The 22325-nt window shown below is 73.8% G+C and carries 17 protein-coding genes; 10 read left to right on the forward strand and 7 right to left on the reverse strand.

Going from position 1 to position 22325, the window contains the following annotated elements; all coding sequences use genetic code 11:
• Positions 1-116: 116 nt before the first annotated feature.
• Positions 117-482, reverse strand: coding sequence for a winged helix-turn-helix transcriptional regulator (locus AC07BS_RS14000; protein WP_478645740.1), 366 nt, complete (start codon positions 480-482; stop codon positions 117-119).
• A gap of 213 nt (positions 483-695) precedes the next feature.
• On the opposite strand from AC07BS_RS14000, the gene AC07BS_RS14005 reads away from it, so the two are divergent.
• A complete protein-coding gene (locus AC07BS_RS14005; RefSeq protein ID WP_478932211.1) occupies positions 696-1343 on the forward strand; it encodes a ScbR family autoregulator-binding transcription factor in 648 nt (215 codons plus the stop codon).
• Between the two features lie 25 nt (positions 1344-1368).
• On the opposite strand, the gene AC07BS_RS14010 is transcribed toward AC07BS_RS14005, so the two are convergent.
• Complete coding sequence (locus AC07BS_RS14010) at positions 1369-1866, reverse strand: flavin reductase family protein (RefSeq protein WP_478645736.1); 498 nt, start codon at positions 1864-1866, stop codon at positions 1369-1371.
• 225 nt (positions 1867-2091) lie between these two features.
• On the opposite strand from AC07BS_RS14010, the gene AC07BS_RS14015 reads away from it, so the two are divergent.
• Complete coding sequence (locus AC07BS_RS14015; RefSeq protein WP_478932366.1) at positions 2092-3636, forward strand: acyl-CoA carboxylase subunit beta; 1545 nt, start codon at positions 2092-2094, stop codon at positions 3634-3636.
• A 203-nt stretch (positions 3637-3839) separates the two neighbouring features.
• Here the strand turns inward: AC07BS_RS14015 and AC07BS_RS14020 are convergent, their stop codons facing one another.
• Positions 3840-4466, reverse strand: a complete 627-nt coding sequence (locus AC07BS_RS14020) for a maleylpyruvate isomerase N-terminal domain-containing protein (RefSeq protein ID WP_478932214.1) — start codon at positions 4464-4466, stop codon at positions 3840-3842.
• A 185-nt stretch (positions 4467-4651) separates the two neighbouring features.
• Between AC07BS_RS14020 and AC07BS_RS14025 the strand changes: the two genes are divergently transcribed.
• The gene (locus AC07BS_RS14025; protein ID WP_478645732.1) at positions 4652-5059 is read left to right on the forward strand and encodes an SgcJ/EcaC family oxidoreductase; all 408 of its coding nucleotides are present in this window, start codon (positions 4652-4654) and stop codon (positions 5057-5059) included.
• A 53-nt stretch (positions 5060-5112) separates the two neighbouring features.
• Here the strand turns inward: AC07BS_RS14025 and AC07BS_RS14030 are convergent, their stop codons facing one another.
• Positions 5113-6726: an MFS transporter gene (locus AC07BS_RS14030; protein ID WP_478932216.1), complete on the reverse strand. Its 1614-nt coding sequence runs from the start codon at positions 6724-6726 to the stop codon at positions 5113-5115.
• Positions 6727-6809: 83 nt separating this feature from the next.
• Positions 6810-7478, reverse strand: a complete 669-nt coding sequence (locus AC07BS_RS14035) for a ScbR family autoregulator-binding transcription factor (RefSeq protein ID WP_478932218.1) — start codon at positions 7476-7478, stop codon at positions 6810-6812.
• A 199-nt stretch (positions 7479-7677) separates the two neighbouring features.
• Here AC07BS_RS14035 and AC07BS_RS14040 point away from each other — a divergent pair, with 199 nt between their 5' ends.
• From AC07BS_RS14040 to AC07BS_RS14070, 7 genes are all read left to right on the forward strand, one after another.
• Positions 7678-8649, forward strand: coding sequence for a DUF1702 family protein (locus AC07BS_RS14040; protein ID WP_478645724.1), 972 nt, complete (start codon positions 7678-7680; stop codon positions 8647-8649).
• A 110-nt stretch (positions 8650-8759) separates the two neighbouring features.
• On the forward strand, positions 8760-9731 hold the full coding sequence (locus AC07BS_RS14045; RefSeq protein ID WP_478645722.1) for a DUF1702 family protein: 972 nt from the start codon (positions 8760-8762) through the stop codon (positions 9729-9731).
• A 6-nt stretch (positions 9732-9737) separates the two neighbouring features.
• Positions 9738-11645: a CRTAC1 family protein gene (locus tag AC07BS_RS14050; protein WP_478932221.1), complete on the forward strand. Its 1908-nt coding sequence runs from the start codon at positions 9738-9740 to the stop codon at positions 11643-11645.
• Positions 11646-11651: 6 nt separating this feature from the next.
• Positions 11652-12635: an enediyne biosynthesis protein gene (locus tag AC07BS_RS14055; RefSeq protein WP_478645718.1), complete on the forward strand. Its 984-nt coding sequence runs from the start codon at positions 11652-11654 to the stop codon at positions 12633-12635.
• Positions 12632-18478: a type I polyketide synthase gene (locus AC07BS_RS14060; RefSeq protein ID WP_478932223.1), complete on the forward strand. Its 5847-nt coding sequence runs from the start codon at positions 12632-12634 to the stop codon at positions 18476-18478. Before AC07BS_RS14055 ends, AC07BS_RS14060 begins: the two co-directional genes overlap by 4 nt.
• Positions 18475-18933, forward strand: coding sequence for an acyl-CoA thioesterase (locus AC07BS_RS14065; protein ID WP_478645714.1), 459 nt, complete (start codon positions 18475-18477; stop codon positions 18931-18933). The genes AC07BS_RS14060 and AC07BS_RS14065 overlap by 4 nt, the downstream gene beginning before the upstream one ends.
• Entirely contained in the window at positions 18930-20276 is a 1347-nt protein-coding gene (locus AC07BS_RS14070; protein WP_478932226.1) for a cytochrome P450, read from the forward strand. The genes AC07BS_RS14065 and AC07BS_RS14070 overlap by 4 nt, the downstream gene beginning before the upstream one ends.
• Positions 20277-20339: 63 nt before the next feature.
• Here AC07BS_RS14070 and AC07BS_RS14075 read toward each other — a convergent pair whose 3' ends face one another.
• Complete coding sequence (locus AC07BS_RS14075) at positions 20340-21110, reverse strand: helix-turn-helix domain-containing protein (RefSeq protein ID WP_478932368.1); 771 nt, start codon at positions 21108-21110, stop codon at positions 20340-20342.
• Positions 21111-21153: 43 nt separating this feature from the next.
• Positions 21154-22050, reverse strand: a complete 897-nt coding sequence (locus AC07BS_RS14080; protein WP_478645711.1) for a ParB/RepB/Spo0J family partition protein — start codon at positions 22048-22050, stop codon at positions 21154-21156.
• Between the last annotated feature and the right edge of the window lie 275 nt (positions 22051-22325).

The following is a 22325-nucleotide window of genomic DNA, read 5'->3' on the forward strand; positions in this document are numbered from 1 at the left end:
GGCGGGCGCTTTCTCAGAGTGACGGGGGGCCGATGGGGCCGGGGGGGGAGGGGAGCGGGAGCGGGGGGGTCCGTCCCGCGGAGCTCCGCCCGGCGGGCGGACCGCGCCGACGGGCGTCACCGCCCGTCGGCGTCCTCGGGATGGTCGCGGCGTTCGTTCGTGACCTCGCCCCAGGCCGCCAGCGGCCGCAGGCTCTCGTGGAGGGCCAGGCCCAGGTCCGTCAGGGAGTAGCGGACCACCCTGGGTAACGCGCGGGCGCACTCCGCGCGGTGGACGACGCCGTCCGTCTCCAGCTCGCGCAGCTGCTGGCTGAGCACCTTCTCGCTGACGCCCGGAATGGCGCGCCGGAGTTCACCGAAGCGAAGCGGGCGGCACTGGAGCTCGGTCAGTATCACGGGTTTCCACTTCCCGCCGATCACTCCGAGCGCTGCCAGCAGACCGCAGGTGAACGGCTGCGGAGTCCGCACCGGCTGGCGTCTCATGCCCCACCTCTCTCCGGCGCCACAACTGCACCTGACCGAGCCTCATATACGACGACCAGACCGTACCGCATGAGCGGTATTTTTCCCGACAGGAGCCGAACCATTCCCCCGAGTACCGGGGATATCCGTTCCGCGAACCCGCCCCGGCGATTCGGAATTCTGACTTCCAGCGTGGAAGATTGCTCCACTCGTCGAAACAGAAGGAGGGTTTGCATGCCGCAACAGGAGCGTGCGATCCGGACCCGGCAGGCGATTCTCGAGGCCGCCGGCACCGTCTTCGACGAGTGGGGCTACGAAGCGGCCACGATCGCCCAGATCCTCACCCAGGCCGATGTGACGCGGGGCGCCCTGTACTTCCATTTCAGCTCCAAGGAGGACCTGGCACGGGGCGTGCTCGACACCGCCGTGACGATGGAGGGCGTACTGCCCCAGGAGTTCAAACTCCAGGAGCTGGTGGATGCTTCCCTGCTGCTGGCCCACCGGCTGCCGAGGGAGCCGCTGCTGCGCGCCTCGCTGCGGCTGGCCGTCGACCAGCGGGCGCGGGCGCTGTTCGGCACCCGGTGGCCCGACTGGGTCGAGGTGGTGGCCGCCCTGTTGACCGAGGCCGGGCAGCGCGGCGAGACGCTGCCGGACACCGACCCGGTCGCGACCGCGCGGCTCCTGGTCGGCTCGTGGACCGGTGTGCAGCTGATGTGCGAGGCCGTACCGCAGGAGGGCGTAGAGCTGGTCGACGAGATCGCCGCGCTCTTCCGGACGGTCCTGCCCGGCATCGCCGTGCCCGGCGTGCTGACCCGGCTGGACATGGCGCCGGACCGGCCGCTGCGCCTGGGGACCCTGGAGGGCCTCCGCGCCGGGCGGTGACCCGCCGGGCCTCAGCCGGCGGCGCTCACCGGGCGGGCTCCGGCGTCAGCCCGTGGAAGCCCCGCCGGTGGTAGAGCAGCGGTTCCCCCGCCGTCTCCGTGGCGTGGTGGACCTCGCCGATGAGGATCAGATGGTCGCCGCCGGGCACGCGCCGCTCGGTACGGCACTCCAGCCGGGCCAGGGCGCCGGGCAGGAGCGGCTGCCCGGAGGACGACAGCGTCACGCCCGTACCGGCGAACTTGTCGGCTCCCTTGCTGGCGAAGCGCCCCGCCAGCTCCTGCTGGTCGCGCGCCAGCAGGTGGACGACGAAGCCCTCCGACCGGTCGAACGCGTCGAAGCAGTTGGCCCTGTTGTCGAGGCACACCAGCACCAGGGCCGGGTCGAGCGAGACGGAGGAGAAGGCGCTGGCCGTGAACCCGTGGTTCTGTCCGGCGGCGTCGCGCGTGGTCACCACGGTGACGCCGCTGGCCCAGTGGGACAGGGCGGCGCGGAAGAGGTCGGGGGAAATCGTCTCTGTCAGCACGCCGTCAGCCTGCGCCGCGATCCTCGAGTGGGGATCGAGGTACGGGTGAGACCCGGTGGGGCGTGCCCCAGGCGGGAGTCCAGCTCGCTTCGAGCTCCCTTATAGGCGTCCCCGCCAGCCTGTCGGGTGCCCGAGCGCCACCCTACGACGGGGCGTTCCTTCGACCGGAGAGAGGTCCGCGTGAGCACTGTCGAGGACAAGTCGCCGCACAACGCCCCGCCCGGCATGGCCGAGCGCGTGGCGGAACTGGCCGGGCTGCGGGAGCAGATCCTCGACGGCCCGAGCGCCCAGGCCACCGAGGCGCAGAAGGCCAAGGGCAAGCTGACCGCCCGGGAGCGTCTCGAACTCCTCTTCGACAAGGGGAGCTTCACCGAGACCGAGCCCTTCCGCCGCCACCGCGCCACCGGCTTCGGCCTGGAGGCGCGCAAGCCCTACACCGACGGCGTCGTCACCGGCTGGGGCGAGGTCGACGGCCGCACGGTCTTCGCCTACGCCCACGACTTCCGGATCTTCGGCGGCGCGCTCGGCGAGGCGCACGCCCAGAAGATCCACAAGCTGATGGACCTGGCCGAGACCGCCGGCGCGCCCATCATCGGCCTGTGCGACGGCGCCGGCGCCCGTATCCAGGAGGGCGTCACCGCGCTCGCCGGCTACGGCGGCATCTTCCAGCGCAACGTCCGCAACTCCGGTGTGCTGCCGCAGATCAGCGTCATCATGGGCCCCTGCGCGGGCGGCGCGGCGTACTCGCCGGCGCTGACCGACTTCGTCTTCATGGTGCGGGGCACCTCGCAGATGTTCATCACCGGCCCCGACGTGGTCCAGGCGGTCACCGGCGAGCAGATCACCCAGGAGGGCCTCGGCGGCGCCGACGTCCACGCCGAGACCTCCGGCGTGGCGCACTTCGCCTACGACGACGAGGAGGCCGCGCTGGAGGACGTACGGCACCTGCTGTCGCTGCTGCCCTCCAACAACCGCGAGATGCCGCCCTCCGAGCCCGTGCAGGACCCGGTGGACCGCCGGACCGACGCCCTGCTCGACCTGGTGCCGGCCGACGGCAACCGCCCGTACGACATGCGCGCGGTGATCGAGGAGATCGTCGACGACGGCGACTTCTTCGAGGTCCACGAGCGCTGGGCGCCCAACATCATCTGCACCCTGGCCCGGATGGGCGGCGAGGTCGTCGGCATCGTGGCCAACCAGCCGCAGCGGCTGGCGGGCGTCCTCGACATCGAGTCGTCCGAAAAGGCCGCCCGCTTCGTGCAGATGTGCGACGCCTTCAACATCCCGCTGGTCACCCTGGTCGACGTGCCCGGCTTCCTGCCCGGCGTCGACCAGGAGCACGGCGGCGTCATCCGGCACGGCGCCAAGCTGCTCTACGCCTACTGCAACGCCACGGTGCCCCGGATCTCGCTGGTGCTGCGCAAGGCGTACGGCGGCGCGTACATCGTGATGGACTCCCGCTCCATCGGCGTCGACCTCGCCCTGGCCTGGCCCACCAACGAGATCGCGGTAATGGGCGCCGAGGGCGCGGCCAACGTCGTCTTCCGGCGCGAGATCGCCGCCTCCGACGACCCGGAGGCCACCCGGCAGGCCCGGATCGCGGAGTACCGCGACGAGCTGATGCACCCCTACTACGCGGCCGAGCGCGGCCTCGTGGACGACGTCATCGACCCGGGCGCCACCCGTGAGGCCCTCATCGACGCGCTCCGGATGCTCCGCAGCAAGCACGCGGCGCTCCCGGCCCGCAAGCACGGCAACCAGCCGCAGTGACCCGGGGAGGCGCACGCCCCTGCGCCTCCCCGCACGGAAAAGGACCGGACCGCCCGAGGGCGGTCCGGTCCTGATCCCGGGGGACGGGACAAATGGCCTGCCCCGATTTACGCACCTACCGGACGTCGTGACAAGTACCTACCTGAAAGTGCCCACTTACCCCCAGGTGCTTACCCATACGTAAGTCCCGCCGGGCGGGGGCCTCAGACGGCGGGCGACGGCTCCGGACGCACCCTGCCGTCCCAGCGCCACTCCCCCCGGCGCTCGTGACCCGGCAGCGCCACGCGCCCCGCGCACCACAGCAGCGTCTCCGCCGCGCCGAAGCCGGTGGGCGCGTCCGGGAAGAGGCGCTCGACCACCGGCGCGCACAGCTCGTCCGACACGGCCGCGTCCGGGTCCAGGCCCAGGGCCAGCGCGATGTCCCGGCCGTGGACGATCGTCTCGATCACGCCCATCGCGGCGAAGCCGGGGCCGTCGGAGTTGCCGTACGGGTGCCAGGCGCGCGCCTCGGGCGGGGTGGCCGCGACGGTGGCGGACAGCAGCCCGCCCGCGACGCGGAGCCCCTCCAGGGCCGCGGGCACCGTGGCCTCCGGGTCGAGGGTGGTGAGCAGGGCGCGACAGGAGCGCCCGGCGCCCTCGCGATCGTCCGGCCGCGCGATGAGCAGGCCGGCGTAGCCGGTCAGGCAGCCGGCCATGTGCGCGAGCGTCTCGCGGCAGTCCCACGCGGAGTCCGCGGCCTTGCGGGACCAGTCCTGGTCCGCGCCCTTCAGGAGTACGTCGGCGGTCCTGCCGACGGCGGTGGTCAGGAGTCCGGTCCAGTTCGTCGTCATGGCGCGATGCTGCATGGCGGAACTCGGCGCTCGCAACAGGGATTTGCGCGGATGCCGCCATTCCGGTTTGCCCCGCCCGCGTCCCGGCCCGCGTCCCGGCCCGACTCGGCAACCCCGGAGTTGTCCGTCCCGGAACGGCGCCAGGACGATGAGGCCGCATCCGTGACCGGAAGACGGGAACCGACATGACGACGAACGACGTGCACCCCGACCCCGAGCTGGCGACCGCGGCCGCCGTCCCGCAGCGCATCGCCGAGGCGTGGGCGGCCCAGGACGCCGAGGCATTCGCCGACGTGTTCACCGAGGACGCCACCATGATCCTGCCCGGTGTGTTCGAGAAGGGCCGGGACGCCATCCGTCACTTCATGAACGCCGCCTACCAGGGACCGTTCAAGGGCACCCGGGTCACCGGGACGCCGGTCGACCTCCGGCGGCTGGACGCCGGCACCGCGCTGCTCATCACCCGGGGCGGCATCCTGGCCGACGGCGAGACCGAGGTCCGCGAGGAGCACGGCGTCCACGCCACCTGGCTGCTCGTACGGCACGACGGCGACTGGCGGCTCGCCGCCTACCAGAACAGCCCGCGCACCTGACCCGTACGACAGCGAACGGCCGGCGGCCCGTACGGGCGGCCGGCCGTCCCGCGTCAGGACACGGCCGCCGCGCGCTCGCCCTCCCGTTCCGCGGCCCCCGCGTCCGCCGACCGGTCCACGGTCTCCCTGCCCCGCGCGGCCACCGCCGCCGTGGCCAGCGCCATCGGCACCGCGACCACCGCGGCCACCCGGCTGAGCGCCATGAAGGACGTCATCCACGCGATGAGCGGTGGCCCGAACATGCCGCCCGACTTGCCGCACGCCGCCGCCAGCCCGCTGCCCATCCCCCGGAACGCCGTCGGATAGGTCTGCGCGGCGTACGGGCCGAGGACCGCCACCACACCGCTGGTCCCGGTCAGCAGCCCCATCAGCACGACGATCACGGCGGGCGCGCTGTGCAGCGGGATCACCAGCAGCGCCAGCAGGGACACGGAGGCCGTGGCGCCGTAGAGGGCCATCGTCTTCCGCGACGACCAGCGGCTGTAGAGCCACGCGCCGACGGCCGTGCCCGGGATGGACAGGATCGACGACACGAAGAGGATCTGCGGCGGCTTCACGCCCACGCCCACCTTGGACAGCAGGCTCGGCAGGAAGGTGAGGAAACCCCAGTAGATCAGCCCCCAGGAGAGCCCGTAACCGCAGATGATCAGCGTCTGGGTCAGATAGCCCCGGCCGAAGAGCGCGCCCGGCCCCTGCCGCGGCCCCACCGGTGCCTTCGGCGTGGTGGCCAGCCCGAACAGCCGGCTCATCCGCCGGGCCTCGGCCAGCCGGCCGCGCGAGGCCAGGAAGGCGGGCGACTCCGGGATCCAGCGGTTGAGCGCCAGCAGGGCCAGCGCCAGCGGCAGCTGGACGAACCACAGGATGCGCCAGCCCGCGATCGGCTCGAAGACCGCCGCGAGGCCGCTGGCGGCCAGATAGCCGCCGACCGTCGTCAGCCCGGCCTGGAGCACCATCACCCCGCTGCGCCCGGGCAGCACCTCGGACATCAGCGCGTAGACGATGGGCAGCATGCCGCCCGCCGACATGCCCATCAGCAGGCACATGAACACGCTGGCCTCGAAGCTGGGCATGGCCCCGCAGACCGTGGTGCCCACGAACAGCAGCGCCGCGAGCAGCACGGCGGCCCGGCGCCCGATCCGGTCGGCCAGATGGCCCCACAGCAGCGACCCGACCACCGTGCCGGTCAGCCCGCCGATGGGCAGCCAGGCCACCTCGGAGGCGGTCAGGCCGTACTCCGCGCGGGCGCCCGGCAGCATGAACGCCAGCGTGGCCAGCTTCATCTGGTCCACGACCAGCGCGAAGGACAGCACGGCCACCAGCCGCCGGCGGGCGAGCCGCCGCCGGGCCTCGGACACGGGCTCGTCACCGGGCACGGGCTCGTCACCGGGTCCGGGCTCGTCACCGGCTCCGGCGCCGGCGTCCGGTCGCGCGGCCTCCGGCGCTCCGGTCAGGCGGCGCGGGACCAGCCCGCCCGCCGCCAGGACCAGGCCGGCCACGATCGCGGCCATCGCCAGCCACATCGAGGCGCCCACCGGCATATGGGCCATGCGGTAGTCCATCGACGCCGAATCGACGAACATCACGACGTGCTCGCCCACCCCGGCCGAGCAGACGAGCACGCCCGCCCAGAACACCAGGGGGCGGGGTATCAGGACACGGCTCTCCACTCGTACTCCTCACATGGGGACGGGGATTGCGGGCCACCAGGATGCTGGGGGCACCGGGCCGTGTCTTCTCCCCCTGTGCTGTGTCACTCCCCCGGTGGAGGCCGTTCCCCCGCCGGGCCGACGGCGTCTTCCGGGACCGCGTCCAGCACGGCGTACATCTCCGCCGCGCAGGCCGCGGTCACCAGGCCGGGCAGCAGCGAGCGCCACAGGGCCGTCGCCCAGCCCACCGGGTCGGCCGGGTCCGCGCCGGCCGCGAGGGCCTGCGGGAGGCCCGCGAACGCCGAGACGATCACCACGGCCGTCGGTCCGCACACCACCTCGGGCCGCAGATCGCCCTGCTCCCGCGCCTCCGCCAGCAGCCCCTCGACGGCCGTGACCCAGGAGACGAACGGACGCGGCACCGAGGGGCCGATCAGATTGCGCTCGGACATCAGCCGCAGCCCGGCCCGGACCCCGGTCTGGTCCAGCAGCATCCGCGCGATCCGCCGGGACAGCTCGATCAGCAGCCGTACGGCACGCGGGTGTTCGGGCCGGAGCCGACGCGTCAGCTCCGCCCACAGGTCGTAGTGCTCGCGCACCACGGCGGCCGCGAGGGCCTCCTTGGACGGGAAGTGGAAGTACAGCGCGCCCTTGCTGATGCCCTGGCCGTCGACGACGTCCTCCAGGCGGGTTCCGACGTAACCCCGGTCGTCGAAGACCGTGGCCGCAGCCCGGAGGATCACCTCGCGGGTCCGACTCGCGCGATCCTGCATGCTCTCCCAACCGCCCTGTTGGTCGGCGTTCCCCCGTCATCCCAGCGCCTGGGCGTCCTCCCCGGCAACCTTGAGATTGCTCCCCGTCACCGCCCGTCCCACGAGCTCCGCACGGCCGGAGATGCCGGCCCCGGGCCCCGCGCACGACCATGAGCTCTCCGCCACCGGCGGACGGTGGCCCAGGGACCAGGAGGCAACCGTGCCCACCGTGCTCGGATCGCTGCGCCGGCTCGCGCTCACCCCGTCGCTGGCGAGCGTCGGCTTCACCGAACGCCGTTTCCCCGGGGCCTCGTCACCCGCCGCGCGGCACCTGGAGGCCATCCCGCGGGCGGTCGTCTGCGGATTCGAGTGGGCGATCGACGCCCGGGACCTGTGGGAGACCGAACGGCGGCTGGAGCTGGCCGACCCGCCGCTGCGCGGCTTCGCCTACGAGGGCGCGACCATGGCCCTGACCGTCCGCGACGCGATGGGACCCGGCCGCGGGCACCTCGCCCGCGACCTGCTGTCCGGGCCCGGTCTGCCGCACGTCTTCCTCAACTACATCGGCGTCGGCTTCGCCATGGCCCGGCTGCCCCGGGTGCTGTGGCGGAACGTGCTGCCGGACGTGACCGGCTCCCCGTACCACCCGGTGATGAGCTGGCTGGCCGTCGACGGATACGGCTTCGACCGCGCCTACTTCGACACCCGGCGCTGGGTGGAGCGGCAGTACGTGCCCGCGGCCTACCCGTGGGACGGCACGCCGGGCTATTTCCGGCGGGCCGTCGACCAGGGCGTCGGGCGGGCCCTGTGGTTCGTGCACGGCGCCCGCGCCGACCATGTGGCGGCCGCGGTGCGGCGCTTCGCCGCGGACCGCCACGGGGACCTGTGGAGCGGCGTGGGCCTCGCCGCGGTCTTCGCGGGGGGCGCGGCCCCCGCCGACCTGGCCGCACTGCGCCGCGCGGCCGGGCCGTACCGGGCCGAGCTGGGGCAGGGCGCGGTGTTCGCCGCCAAGGCGCGCGACCACTCCGGAACGGTGCCCGAGCACACCCACGCGGCCGTGACCGCGCTGGCGGGCATCGGCGTGGAGAAGGCGTCCGCGCTGGCGGACGACTGCGCCGTTCCGGCCTCCGATTCCGGGCGCGTTCCGGCGTATGAATCCTGGCGACGGAATGTGCGAATCCGTCTGCAATAACAGGGGAACCCAGCACTCCTGAAGTAGACGGCAGTTCGTTGAGCGTGAGTACATTCGATTTCGGCTGACCGAGCACCACGAGGCATATCGACGAGGGGCGGTACAGCGCGTTGTCAACTCTTCTGCGTGCGCTCAGGCGCAAGATCCTCACCCCCGGCGTATCGGCCACGAGCCTGGAGCGACGTGGCTTCCACGAGAAGAATTCCGCGGCCCGGGATTTGCTGGAGATGATCGGCCGGACGTTTCTCGAGGGCTATGGCCACGCGGTCGGCGAACCCTCCGTCGCCCGGACCGAGACCCTCCTGGAGTCCGTCCCCCGGCAGTTCCGCGGATTCGCCTACGAGGGCGCGGCCATGGGGGCCACCGTGCTGGACGCGCTGCCGGGCAGCGGCGGCCGGCGGCTGTCCGGCCTGCTGTCCGGCCGGGGCCGGCTCCACCACTACATGGCCTACGTCGGCGTCGGCTGGGCCATGGCCCGGCTGCCCCGCGTCCTGTGGCCCGACGTGACCCGGACCGACCCCCTGCTGCGCTGGCTCGTCCTCGACGGCTACGGCTTCCACCAGGCCTACTTCCACACCGACCGCTACGTCCGCGGGCAGCACCAGGACCCGCCCCTCGCCTGGGCCGCCACACCCGCCACGTACCACCGCAACGCCGTCGACCAGGGCATCGGCCGCGCCCTGTGGTTCGTCGGCGGCACCGACCCCGGGCGCGCCGCCGACCTGGCCGACGCCTATCCGGAGCACCGCAGGGCCGACCTCTACAGCGGCCTGGGCCTGGCGGCCACCTACGCGGGCGGCGCCGGCGAGGCCGAGCTGCGGCACCTCGCCGAGCGCTCCGGACCGCACCACCCGCGGCTGCTCCAGGGCGTGGCCTTCGCCGCCGAGGCCCGCGAAAAGGCCGGGCTCACCGTGGACCACACCCGGCTGGCGACGGAGACGCTTCTCGGCATGCCCCCCGACGAGGCGGCGAAGCTGTGCGCCGGCACCCGGCCGACCGGACCGGGCGGCGGCGACGTTCCCGCCTATGAGATCTGGCGGCGGCGGATCGCCGAGGAGCTCGTTTCCCGCGGAAGGTGCTGAAGACCCATGGCGAAACGCCCCTGGTACATCAAACAACTCCCCGGGATTGTCGCGCTCGTGCTGATGGTGGGGCTGTTCATCGCCGTCCAGCCGCCCTCGACCTCGGCCGCCGGCAAGGCGAGGATGGCGGAGAAGTTCGCGTTCACTCCCATGAGCATCGAGTTGCCCGGCGGTTTCAAGCAGCAGACCATCCGTAAGGTCAACAAGGCCTACCAGCACATCGAGGCGTGGATTTCCTCCGTGGGCGCCGGCATCTCCATGAACGACGTCGACGGCGACGGACTGGCGAACGACCTGTGCGTCACCGACCCGCGTATCGACCAGGTCGCCGTGACGCCGGTGCCCGGCAGGAACTCCGGCCGCTACCGGCCGTTCGCGCTCGACCCGGCGCCGCTGCCGATGACCCGGACGATGGCCCCGATGGGCTGCGCCGCGGGCGACTTCAACGAGGACGGCCGCACCGACCTGCTCGTCTACTACTGGGGCCGCACCCCCATCCTCTACATGGCGCGGCCCGGCTCCGACGGGCGCTCGGCCGCCTCCTTCGAGGCCACCGAGCTGATGCGGGGCGTGAGCTCCGGCGGGAAGTACACCGGCCCGCTGTGGAACAGCAACGCCACCACCATCGGCGACCTCGACGGCGACGGGCACGACGACATCTACATCGGGAACTACTTCCCGGACAGCCCGGTCCTCGACGACACCAAGAACGGCGGCGTCGAGATGAACGACTCGCTGTCCGCCGCCCACAACGGCGGCGAGGACCACGTCCTGCGCTGGACCCGCGGCGGCTTCGAGGAGGCGAAGGACGCCCTGCCCCAGCAGGTCCGCCACGGCTGGACGCTGGCCGTCTCCGCCGCCGACCTCGACGGCGACCAGCTGCCGGAGCTCTACCTCGCGCACGACTTCGGCACCTCGAAGCTGCTCAGCAACCGCTCGAAGCCCGGGAACATCCGCTTCGCCGTGGCCGACGCGCCCCGCGACGCGATGGTGCCCAAGTCCAAGCAGCTGGGCCGCAGTTCCTTCAAGGGCATGGGCGTGGACATCGCCGACCTGGACGGCGACGGGATGAACGACATGTTCATCAGCAACATCACCACGTCGTTCGGCATCCAGGAGTCCAACTTCGCCTTCCTCAACCAGGCCCGCGACCTGAAGTCCGCGCGGAAGAGCCTGAGCGGCGGCGAGGCGCCCTTCGAGGACCGCAGCGCGCCGCTGGGCCTGGCCTGGTCCGGCTGGGGCTGGGACGTGAAGACGGGCGACTTCGACAACGACGGCACGCTGGAGATCGCGCAGGCGACCGGCTTCGTCAAGGGCAAGACCAACCGCTGGCCGCAGCTCCAGGAGCTCGCCACGGCCAACGACCAGCTGACCCACAACCCCCTGTTCTGGCCGAACGTGAAGCAGGGCGACGACCTCGCGGGCAACCAGTTCATGCGCTTCTTCGTGAAGGGCGGCGACGGGCGCTACACCAACCTGTCCAAGCCGCTGGGCATGGGCATACCGATCCCCACCCGCGGCATCGCCACCGGCGACGCGGACGGCGACGGGCGCCTGGACATGGCCGTCGCCCGGCAGTGGGGCGAGCCGGTCTTCTACCACAACGAGGCTCCCGGGCCCGGTGACTTCCTCTCGCTCCGGCTCACCCACCCCGACGGCGCCCCGGCGGTCGACACCCAGGTCGTCGTCACCCTGCCGGACGGGAAGAAACGCCTCTCCCGCGTCGACGGCGGCGGCGGTCACTCGGGCAAGCGCAGCCACGAGGTGCACATCGGCCTCGGCCACTGGGGCGGCGGGCCGGTGCCGGTCCACCTGACCTGGCGGGACCGCGGCGGTCAGGTGCGCGAACAGGACCTCCGTACGAGCCCGGGCCGGCACGCGTTCGAACTCGGCTCCGAAGCCAAGGAGAAGTGACAGACGATGGCCACTCAGCCCAGCAGCCCACCGCACCACGATCCCAAGGTCGTCACCGCGCTCCGCCGCTTCGCGATCTCCATCTCGGTCCTGAACATCCTCGGCTACACCGTGCTCGGCTTCGAACAGCCCTGGACCTGGCCGCTCATCGCCGTCTTCACCGCCTACACGGTGGAGATCGGCCTGGAGGCGATCGCGGCCAAGGCCGACGGCAGGGCGCCGCGGTTCGCCGGGCGCGGGGTGCGCGGGATGGTGGAGTTCCTCTTCCCCTCGCACATCACCGGCCTCGCGGTGAACATGCTGACCTACGTCAACGACCGGGTCTGGGTGATGATCTTCGGGGTCGTGGTGGCCGTGGGCACCAAGTGGGTGCTGCGGGCCCCGGTGCGCGGGCGGATGCGGCACTTCATGAACCCGTCGAACTTCGGCATCGCCATCATCCTGCTGCTGTTCCCCTGGGCCAGCATCGCCCCGCCGTACCACTTCACCGAGAACGTCGGCACCCCCGTCGACTGGGGCCTGCCGGTGGTCATCCTCGGCCTCGGCACCCTGCTCAACTCCAAGCTCACCGAGCGCATGTGGCTGATCGGCGCCTGGCTCGTCGGCTTCGCCCTGCAGGCCGTGGTGCGCGGGCTGATCTTCGGCACCTCCATCCCGGCGGCGCTGGGCATGATGACGGGCACCGCCTTCGTGCTCTTCACCAACTACATGGTCACCGACCCCGGCACCTCCCCGTCCCGGCGCGACTCCCAGATCGCCTTCGGCGGGGGCGTCGCCGCGATGTACGGCCTGCTGACCGCGCTCGGCATCGCGTACGGCATCTTCTTCGCCACCGCCGCCGTCTGCCTCATCCGCGGCGGCTACCTCTGGTGGCTGCACATCGGCGAGCGGCAGCGCGCCGCCGCGGCCGCCGGCGCGGACGGGACCACCACGGGGAAGGACAGCCCCACGCCCGCGTCCGGAGCGGGGAAGGAAGCGGTGGCTGCATGAGCAGGATCGCCATCGTCGGCATGGCGTGCCGCTATCCGGACGCCGCCACCCCCCGCGAGCTGTGGGAGAACGCCGTCGCCGGACGGCGCGCCTTCCGCCGGCTCCCCGGCGTCCGGATGCGCCTGGAGGACCACTGGGACGCGGACCCGGCCGCGCCGGACCGCTTCTACGCGCGCGAGGCCGCGGTCCTGGAGGGATATACGTTCGACCGGCTCGCCCACAAGGTCGCCGGCAGCACCTACCGCTCCACCGACCTCACCCACTGGCTCGCGCTCGACGTGGCCGGGCGGGCGCTCGCGGACGCGGGCTTCCCGCTCGGCGAGGGCCTGCCCCGCGAACGGACCGGCGTGATCGTGGGCAACACCCTCACCGGGGAGTTCGCGCGCGCCAACGTCATGCGGCTGCGCTGGCCCTACGTACGCCGCGTCATGGCCGCGGCCCTCAAGGAGGAGGGCTGGGACGACGACCGGCTCGCCGGCTTCCTGGCGGGCGTCGAGGAGACCTACAAGAGCCCGTTCCCCGCCGTCGACGAGGACACCCTCGCCGGCGGCCTGTCCAACACCATCGCCGGCCGCGTCTGCAACCACTTCGACCTCAACGGCGGCGGCTGGACCGTCGACGGCGCCTGCTCGTCCTCGCTGCTGTCGGTCACCACGGCCGCCGCCGCCCTCCTCGCCGGCGACGTCGACGTCGCCGTCGCCGGCGGGGTCGACCTCTCCATCGACCCGTTCGAGATCACCGGCTTCGCCAAGACCGGCGCCCTGGCCCGGCACGAGATGCGGGTCTACGACCGGGCCGCCAACGGCTTCTGGCCCGGCGAGGGCTGCGGCATGGTCGTCCTCATGCGCGAGGCCGACGCGCTCGCCGCCGGCCACCGCGTCTACGCCTCCGTCGCCGGCTGGGGCATCGCCTCCGACGGCCAGGGCGGCATCACCCGGCCCGAGGTCAGCGGCTACCAGCTCGCGCTGCGTCGTGCGTACGAAAGGGCCGGGTTCGGCATCCAGACCGTGCCGCTCTTCGAGGGCCACGGCACCGGCACCCCCGTCGGCGACACCACCGAGCTGCGCGCCCTGATGCTCGCCCGCACCACCGCCGACCCCGAGGCGCCGCCCGCCGTCATCAGCTCCGTCAAGGCCATGATCGGGCACACCAAGGCCGCCGCCGGGGTGGCCGGCCTGATCAAGGCCGCCATGGCGCTCGACGCCGGCATGCTGCCGCCCGCCATCGGCTGCCCCGACCCCCACGAACTGCTCACCGCCCCCGCCGCGCCCCTGCGGGTGCTGCGCCGGGCCGAACCCTGGCCGGACGGTGCGCCGCTGCGCGCCGGCGTCACCGCCATGGGCTTCGGGGGCATCAACACCCACGTCGTCCTCGACCGGCCCGCGGCCCACGGCCGTGCCGTCGCCGGGCAGCGCGACCGGATGCTGGCATCCTCCGCGCAGGACATGGAGCTGCTGCTGTTCGACGGCGACTCGCCGCAGGAGCTCGCCGCCCGGCTGGACCGGCTGACCGGCTTCGTGCCGCGGCTCGCGTACGCCCAGCTCGCCGACCTCGCCGCGGCCCTGCGCCGGGAGCTGCGCGACGCGCCCTACCGGGCCGCCGCCGTCGTCTCCTCGCCCGAGGACGCCGAACGCCGCGTCCGGCAGCTGCGCGACGCGGTGGACGCCGGCGAGACCAGCCTGTTCGCCGCCGACGGCCGCGTCTTCCTCGGCCACGCGCACGGTCCAGCGCGCATCGGCTTCCTCTTCCCCGGACAGGGCTCCGGGAGCGGCACCACCGGCGGCGCGCTCGGCCGCCGGCTGCCCGAGGCGGCGCGCGTCTACGAGCGGGCCGGACTGCCCGCCGCCGGCGACATGGTGGCCACCGCCGTCGCCCAGCCGCGCATCGTCACCGGCTCGCTGGCGGGCCTGCGCGCCCTGCGGGCGCTCGGCGTGGAGGCCACCGTCGCCGTGGGCCACAGCCTGGGCGAGATCTCCGCCCTGCACTGGGCCGGCGCCCTGGACGAGGAGACCCTGCTGCGGGTCGCAGCCGTCCGCGGCCGGGCCATGACCGAGCACGGCGACTCGGGCACCATGGCCTCCCTCGCCGTGGCCCCCGAGGCCGTGGCCGCGCTGACCGACGGGCTGCCCGTCGTCGTCGCCGGCTACAACGGGCCCGAACAGACCGTCGTCGCCGGCCCCGCCGACGCCGTCACGACCGTGACCGAGCGGGCCCGCCGGGCCGGCACCGGCTGCACCCCGCTGCCCGTCTCGCACGCCTTCCACTCCCCGCTGGTGGCGGCCGCCGCCGAGTCCTTCGGCGGCTGGCTCGCCGGGGTGGACTTCGCCGCGGTGGACCGGCGCGTCGTCTCCACGGTCACCGGCCGGCCCCTGGCCCCCGGCACCGACGTACCGGCGCTGCTGCGCCGCCAGATCACCGACCCGGTGCTCTTCGCCCAGGCCGTGGAGCTGGCGGCCAAGGACGTCGACCTCTTCGTCGAGGTGGGCCCGGGACGGGTGCTCAGCGGACTGGCCGCGGCCGCCACGGACGTCCCCGCCGTCGCCCTGGACACCGACGACGAGTCGCTGCGCGGGCTGCTGCAAGTGGCCGGCGCCGCCTACGTCGCCGGCACCCCGCTGGCCCACGAACGCCTCTTCCACGACCGGCTGATCCGCCCCCTGGAGATCGGCGCCGAACTCCACTTCCTCGCCAGCCCCTGCGAGCAGGCCCCCGACGTACCGGCCCTCCGGACGACGACGGCGCGCGGCGCCGCCGGGGCCGCGGCGGTCGCCGACCCGCCCCAGGACGGACCGGAGGCCGCTCCCCGGTCGGACGGCGCGAACGACGGCGAGCCCGCCGCCGCCCTGCTGCGCCGGCTCGTCGCCGAGCGCGCCGAACTGCCCCTGGAACTGGTCGGCGACGACAGCCGGCTGCTGGACGACCTCCACCTGAGCTCGATCACCGTGGGACAGCTCGCGGGCCGGGCCGCCCGCCACCTCGGCGTGCCGCCCGCGCGGGTGCCCACCAACTTCGCCACCGCCACCGTCGGCGAGCTCGCCGAGGCCCTCGAAGCCCTGGCCGGCACCGAACGGGACCGGGACGCCGCCCCCGCGCCCGCCGTCGCCGGCGCCGCGCCCTGGGTGCGCGCCTTCGCGCCCGGCCACGAGGAACTCCCCCCGCCCGAGCGGGCCGCGGCCGGGCCCGACGGGCCGTGGCGGCTGTTCACGCCGGGCGGCACCCCGTACGCGGAGCCGCTGCGCGCCGCGCTGGCCACGGCGGGCGTCGGCGGCGGCGTCCTGGTGTGGCTGCCCGCCGGCTGCGCCGAGGAGCAGTTGGAAGCCGCCCTGGACGGGGCCCGGGCGGCGCTGGCCGAGCCGGACGTGGAGCGGTTCGTGCTCGTCCAGCACGGCCGGGGCGCGGCCGGGCTCGCCAAGACGCTGCACCTGGAGTCGGGCCGGCTGCGCACCACCGTGCTGCACGTACCCGAGACGCCCGAGGCCATTGACCGGGCGGTCGCGGAGACCGCCGCCACCACCGGCTTCTCGGAGGTGCGTTACGACGCCGACGGCACCCGCACGGTGCCCGTCCTGCGCGCGCTGCCGGTGGCGCCGGAGCGGACCGTACCGCCGCTGGGCGAGGGCGATGTGCTGCTGGTGACCGGCGGCGGCAAGGGCATCTCGGCCGAGTGCGCGTTGGCGCTGGTCGCCGGTACCGGCGCCCGGCTGGCCGTCCTGGGCCGCTCGGACCCGGCGGCCGACCGGGAGCTCGCGGCCAATCTGGAGCGGATGACCGGCGAGGGCGTCACCGTGCGGTACGCGCGCGCCGACGTCACCGACCCGGCCCGGGTGCGCGCGGCCGTCGCGGAACTGACGGCCGCCCTCGGCCCCGTGACCGCCGTGCTGCACGGCGCCGGCCGCAACGAGCCGGCCGCCCTGACCGGCCTGGACATGGCCGCGTTCCGGCGGACGTTCGCGCCCAAGGTCGACGGCCTGCGGCACCTGCTGGACGCCCTCGACCCGGAACCGCTGCGGCTGCTGGTCGCGTTCGGCAGCGTCATCGGCCGCTCCGGCCTGCGCGGCGAGGCCCACTACGCGACCGCCAACGAATGGCTGACCGACCTCACCGAGGAGGTGGCCGCGCGGCACCCGCACTGCCGGACGCTGTGCCTGGAGTGGTCGGTGTGGTCCGGGGTGGGGATGGGCGAACGACTGTCCGTCGTCGAGTCCCTCGCCCGCGAGGGCATCACGCCCCTCACCCCCGACCAGGGCGTCGCCGTCCTGCGCCGGCTCGTCGACGACCCGGACGTCCACGGCCCCGTGGTGGTCAGCGGGCGCACCGAGGGCGTGGAGACGATGCGGCACGCCCTGCCGCCGCTGCCGCTGCTGCGCTTCCTCGGCCGGCCGCTCGTGCGCTACCACGGCGTGGAGCTGGTCACGGAGGTCGAGCTGAACGCCGGCACCGACCCCTACCTCGCGGACCACCTCCTGGACGGCGACCTGCTCCTTCCCGCCGTCATGGGGCTGGAGGCCATGACCCAGACGGCCACCGCCGCCACCGGCTGGACGGCCGTACCGGTGATCGAACGGGCCGAGTTCCCGCGGCCCGTGGTGGTGCCCCCGGCCGGCAGCACCACCCTCCGTATCGCCGCGACCGTCACCGGGCCCGGCACGGTCGACGTCGCCGTGCACAGCGAGGAGACCGGCTTCGCCGCGGACCACTTCCGGGCCCGGCTGGTCTTCTCCGGGGACCCCGTCCCCGACGGGGAGCCCCTGCCGGCGGCGGACGGCCTGCCGCCCGTACCGCTGGACCCCGCCGCCGACCTCTACGGCGACGTCCTCTTCCAGGGCTCCCGCTTCCAGCGGCTGCGCCGCTACCACCGGGCCGCCGCCCGGCACGTCGACGCCGACGTGGCCACGGCCGGCCCCGGCGGCTGGTTCGCCGGCTTCCTGCCGGACCGGCTGCTGCTCGGCGACCCCGGGATGCGGGACGCGCTGATGCACGGCAACCAGGTGTGCGTACCGGACGCGACGCTTCTGCCGTCCGCCGTCGCGCGCATCCACCCCCTCGGCGGCGGTCCGGCGCCCGGGGACCTCCTGCGCTACCAGGCCGTGGAACGCGAACGCGACGGCGACACCTACGTCTACGACATCGCCGTCCGCGACGGGCGGGGCGAGGTGGTCGAGCGCTGGGAGGGCCTGCGGCTGCGGGCCGTGCGCCGCGGCGACGGCGGCGGCCCCTGGGCGCCCGCGCTGCTGGGGCCCTATCTGGAGCGTGCCCTGGAGGACGTACTGGGCGCGCGCGTGGCCGTCGCCGTGGAGCCGCCCGCCCGGGACGGCGGCGGCGAGCCGGACCGCCGGGCGCGGACCGCGCTGGCGGCGGGGCGCGCCCTGGGCCGCCCGGCCGAGGTGCGCCACCGCCCCGACGGACGGCCCGAGACCGACGGCGCGGCCTGCGTGTCGGCGTCCCACGGCGCCGGGGTGACCCTGTGCGCGGTCGCGGACACCACCGTGGCCTGCGACGCGGAGACCGTGACCGCACGCGCGGCCGAGGACTGGGACGCGCTCCTCGGCGACCACGCGCCGCTCGCCGCGCTGCTCGCCGCCCAGTCGGGCGAGGGGCGCGACACCGCCGCCACCCGCGTGTGGACCGCCCTCGAATGCCTGAAGAAGGCCGGGGTCGCGGCCGGCGCCCCGCTCGCCGCGGACCCGCCGCGCGGGGACCGCTGGACGGTGCTGGCCTCCGGCGGCCTGCGGATCGCGACGTTCGTCACCGCGCTGCGCGGCGAGGAGCGGCCGGTCGTGTTCGCGTTCCTCGCGGACGGGACGGAAGGGGTGGAAGGGGTGGAAGGGGTGGAGCGGGGATGACGGACTACTTCGAGCACCGGCACACGGTGGGCTTCGAGGAGACCAACCTCGTCGGCAACGTCTACTACACCCACTACCTGCGCTGGCAGGGCCGCTGCCGCGAGCTGTTCCTCAAGGAGCGGGCGCCGGAGGTCCTCGCCGAACTCCGCGACGACCTCAAGCTGTTCACCCTGAAGGTCGACTGCGAGTTCTTCGCCGAGATCAGCGCCTTCGACGAGCTGTCGGTGCGCATGCGGCTCGCCGAACTCGGCCAGACCCAGCTGGAATTCACCTTCGACTACGTCCGGCTCGGCCCGGACGGCACGGAGGCGCTCATCGCCCGCGGCCGCCAGCGGGTGGCGTGCATGCGCGGGCCCAACACCGCCACCGCGCCCGCCCTCGTGCCCGAGGCCCTCGTCCGCGCGCTCCGGCCGTACGCCACGCACGGCACCCGGTTCGCGGGGAGGCCGGCATGAGCCGTACCCCGCCGGGCCCGCCCCTCACCGCGCTGCCGGGACTGCTGCGGAAGCTGGCCACCGACCGGCTCGCGCTGATGCGGGACGCGGCGGCGCTCGGCGACGCGGTCCGGGTGTCCATGGGCCCCAAGACGCTCTACGTCTTCAACCACCCCGACCACGCCAAGCACGTCCTGGCCGACAACAGCGCCAACTACCACAAGGGCATCGGGCTGGTGGAGGCCCGGCGCGCCCTCGGCGACGGCCTGCTGACCAGTGACGGCGAGCGCTGGCGGGCCCAGCGCCGGACGATCCAGCCGGTCTTCCAGCACCGGCGGATCGCCGGCCGCGCCGCCGTCGTCGCCGAGGAGGCGGCCGGGCTGGTGGCCCGGCTGCGGGCGCACGAGGGCGGCGGGCCCGTCGACGTGGTGCGCGAACTGACCGGGCTGACGCTCGGCGTGCTGGGGCACACGCTGCTGGACGCCGACCTGACCGCCCACGCCTCGGTGGCCCACGACTTCGAGGCCGTGCAGGACCAGGCGATGTTCGAGATGGTCTCCCAGGGGCTGGTGCCGATGTGGCTGCCGCTCCCCCACCAGCTGCGCTTCCGGCGCGCCCGCGGCCGGCTGCGCGAGGTCGTCGACCGCCTGGTGGCCGAGCGGACGGCCCGGCCCGGCGGCGGCGCCGACGGGGACGACGCGCTGTCCCGGCTGATCGCCTCGACCCGGCGGGAGGCCGACCCCCGGGCCGCCCGGCAGCGGCTCCACGACGAGCTGGTCACCCTGCTGCTCGCCGGCCACGAGACGACCGCGAGCACCCTCGGCTGGACCTTCCACCTCCTCGACCTCCACCCGGACGCGCGGGAGGGGGTCCGCGCGGAGGCCCTCGCGGTCCTCGGCGACCGTGCCCCACGCTTCGAGGACCTGGCCCGGCTGACGTACACCACCGCCGTCGTCCAGGAGGCCATGCGGCTCTTCCCGCCGGTGTGGATCCTGCCCCGGCGCGCGCAGGCGGCCGACGAGGTCGGCGGCTGGACGGTGCCGCCCGGAGCCGACGTGCTGATCTGCCCGTACACCATCCACCGGAACCCGGCCTTCTGGCCGGCGCCGGACCGCTTCGACCCGGACCGCTTCGGGCCCGGCGGCGGGGACGACCGGCCGCGCTACGCCTACCTGCCGTTCGGTGGCGGTCCGCGCTTCTGCGTGGGCAGCAACCTCGGGATGATGGAGGCCGTCCTCGTGACGGCCACGGTCGTACGGGAGCTCACCCTGAGCACGCCGCCCGGCCACCGGGTGGTCCCGGAGCCCATGCTCTCCCTGCGGGTGCGGGGCGGGCTGCGGATGACCGTCCGGGCCGCGGCATGAGCGGTTCCCCGCCCGCGCCGCGGCCGCGCTCCGGGCCCCCGTCCCCGCGGCGGCCGCCGCCCGTCAGCCGGCCACCGCCTCCAGGGCCGCCATCCGCAGGTCGAGCAGCGCCAGCAGCACCGGCGGGTCGAGCGCCCGCACCCCACGCAACCGGATGTCGGCCGGCGCGAGGACGCTGTCGGGCAGGACCGTGAGCGGACCGACGGAGCCCACGGACGGCGTCACCGCGTCGCCCAGCCCGGACGGCACGCCCTCGTAGCCGTACGGGACGGAGTGCGCCAGCACGTACCAGGTGCCCGGCGGCACGTCCGGCAGTTCGTACGCGCCGGGCCCGTCGAGCACCGCGCAGCGCACCGGCTGGCCCTGGGGGACGCAGCCGGGGAAGAGGCCGACGAAGACGAAGCCCGGGGAACGGGCCGGCGGAAGGAGGAGCTCGCCGCGCAGCGACTGCTGCCGGCCGGTCGTCCGGTGACTGTCGTCGGTACGGATTTCCGCGGTGAATCCACCGAGTTCGCGATATGCGGAGGGTGCCACCCCCACACATATCTTGAATCGCGAACTGAACGTCCCGACGCTGCTGTAGCCGACCTCGCTGCTGATGTCGGCGATGCTCATCGACGTGTCCACGAGAAGGCGCTTGGCCTCCTGGAGCCTGAGCGCGGAAAGGAAGCGCCCCGGTGAGACCCCGGTGGTGTCGCGGAAGATGCGGGTGAAATGGAACTTGCTGAACATCGCGGTACGGGCCATGTCGTCGATCGTGAGTTCCTGGCCCAGATTGGCGTGCATGTCGTCGATGACCCGTTTGACGGCCGACTCGGTGGAATTCAGCATGATTCCTCCCTGCTTCGATGACGATGCGACACGGTGCGACCGAAGGTCATTCGGCGGACGTGCGGCGGCGCAGTTCCCGGGCGATTTCCTGCCAGGTCGCGGAGCACTGCCGGGCGAGTTCCGCCACGGCGTCCGCGCAATGCGGCGGAACGGCGTCCGTGCGCTTCTTCCAGTCGTCGCCCATGGCGATCTGGACGTGCAGCCAGCGCAGCAGTTCGCGGCCCGCCTCGCTCTGCCGCAGCGCGGGGTCCCCGGCGAGTCTGCGCAGTGTGCACCGGGGGTCCGGTGAGGTGCCGGCGGCGTGCGGGGCTCTCCGTGCCGCCGGGACGGGATCGTCCCCGCGGCGCAGCCGCCGGCGGACGTCGTGGGCCGTGCCCACGGAGATGCCCGCCTCCCTGGCGACCGCCCGCAGCGGCAGGCCGGGGCGCTCGGCGATGATCTCCGAGGCCCGGACCCGGCCGGCGGCCCGGTCCAGCGGGTGCGCCCTGCCGTCGGTGCCTATGCGGATGTTCAGCCGGAGGGAATCCGCGGCTGAACGCCGCCGCACGGCGCCCACCGAGCGGGCGGCCAGGCCGGTGTACGCGGCGACGGCCCGGTCGGAGAGGAGGGGGTGCGACGCCAGGATGCGGCCCGCCGCGGCCTTGCGGTCGGCCATCGACAGGGGCAGCCCGTGCGAGACGTTCGCGACGACGGCACGGAGGAACGCGTCGGCCTCCGAGCCGTCGAAGAACACGGCCCTGATCTCCGTACGGCCGTTCAGCCGGGCCGCCCTTATCCGGTGCATTCCGTCGATGACCCGAAGAGTCCGCCGGTGCACCAGGATCGGGGGTAATTCCGATTCCTTCTCGGCGAGCCGGCGCGCGTGCTCCTCGTCGAGCCCGTCCAGTCGTGGTGAATCCGCGGGCAGGAGATCGCCTATGTGCACCGCATGCGCGAAACGCACGCAGGCGTCTGCTCTTTCCATGCTGTCCCCCGTGGTTCGTCGTGCCTCGCGTGATCTCTGGTCGAGCGGGCCGTACCTCAGGGCGGAGCAAGCCGGGCGGGCGTTCATGCGGCACGGCCCGGCCTTGATCGGTCAGAGCCTACCGGCTGACCTGTTTTTGGCAAGAATTTCAAGAGGGTCAGTTCCGACGGAATTCGGAACACCGTCTTCCGAACTCGCCGGGAGCGCGGGACGCCCCCTCGCTCCCCAGCCTATTACCGGCATCCCGAAAGCCC

The organism is Streptomyces sp. NPDC044063 (assembly GCF_056434285.1).

What these genes read in the sequence shown, in the direction of transcription:
- AC07BS_RS14000 (WP_478645740.1), bottom strand. Translation starts at nt 482, where the DNA reads ATGAGACGCCAGCCGGTGCGGACTCCGCAGCCGTTCACCTGCGGTCTG.
- AC07BS_RS14005 (WP_478932211.1), top strand. Translation starts at nt 696, where the DNA reads ATGCCGCAACAGGAGCGTGCGATCCGGACCCGGCAGGCGATTCTCGAG.
- AC07BS_RS14015 (WP_478932366.1), top strand. Translation starts at nt 2,092, where the DNA reads ATGGCCGAGCGCGTGGCGGAACTGGCCGGGCTGCGGGAGCAGATCCTC.
- AC07BS_RS14020 (WP_478932214.1), bottom strand. Translation starts at nt 4,466, where the DNA reads ATGACGACGAACTGGACCGGACTCCTGACCACCGCCGTCGGCAGGACC.
- AC07BS_RS14025 (WP_478645732.1), top strand. Translation starts at nt 4,652, where the DNA reads ATGACGACGAACGACGTGCACCCCGACCCCGAGCTGGCGACCGCGGCC.
- AC07BS_RS14035 (WP_478932218.1), bottom strand. Translation starts at nt 7,478, where the DNA reads ATGCAGGATCGCGCGAGTCGGACCCGCGAGGTGATCCTCCGGGCTGCG.
- AC07BS_RS14050 (WP_478932221.1), top strand. Translation starts at nt 9,738, where the DNA reads ATGGCGAAACGCCCCTGGTACATCAAACAACTCCCCGGGATTGTCGCG.
- AC07BS_RS14055 (WP_478645718.1), top strand. Translation starts at nt 11,652, where the DNA reads ATGGCCACTCAGCCCAGCAGCCCACCGCACCACGATCCCAAGGTCGTC.
- AC07BS_RS14060 (WP_478932223.1), top strand. Translation starts at nt 12,632, where the DNA reads ATGAGCAGGATCGCCATCGTCGGCATGGCGTGCCGCTATCCGGACGCC.
- AC07BS_RS14065 (WP_478645714.1), top strand. Translation starts at nt 18,475, where the DNA reads ATGACGGACTACTTCGAGCACCGGCACACGGTGGGCTTCGAGGAGACC.
- AC07BS_RS14070 (WP_478932226.1), top strand. Translation starts at nt 18,930, where the DNA reads ATGAGCCGTACCCCGCCGGGCCCGCCCCTCACCGCGCTGCCGGGACTG.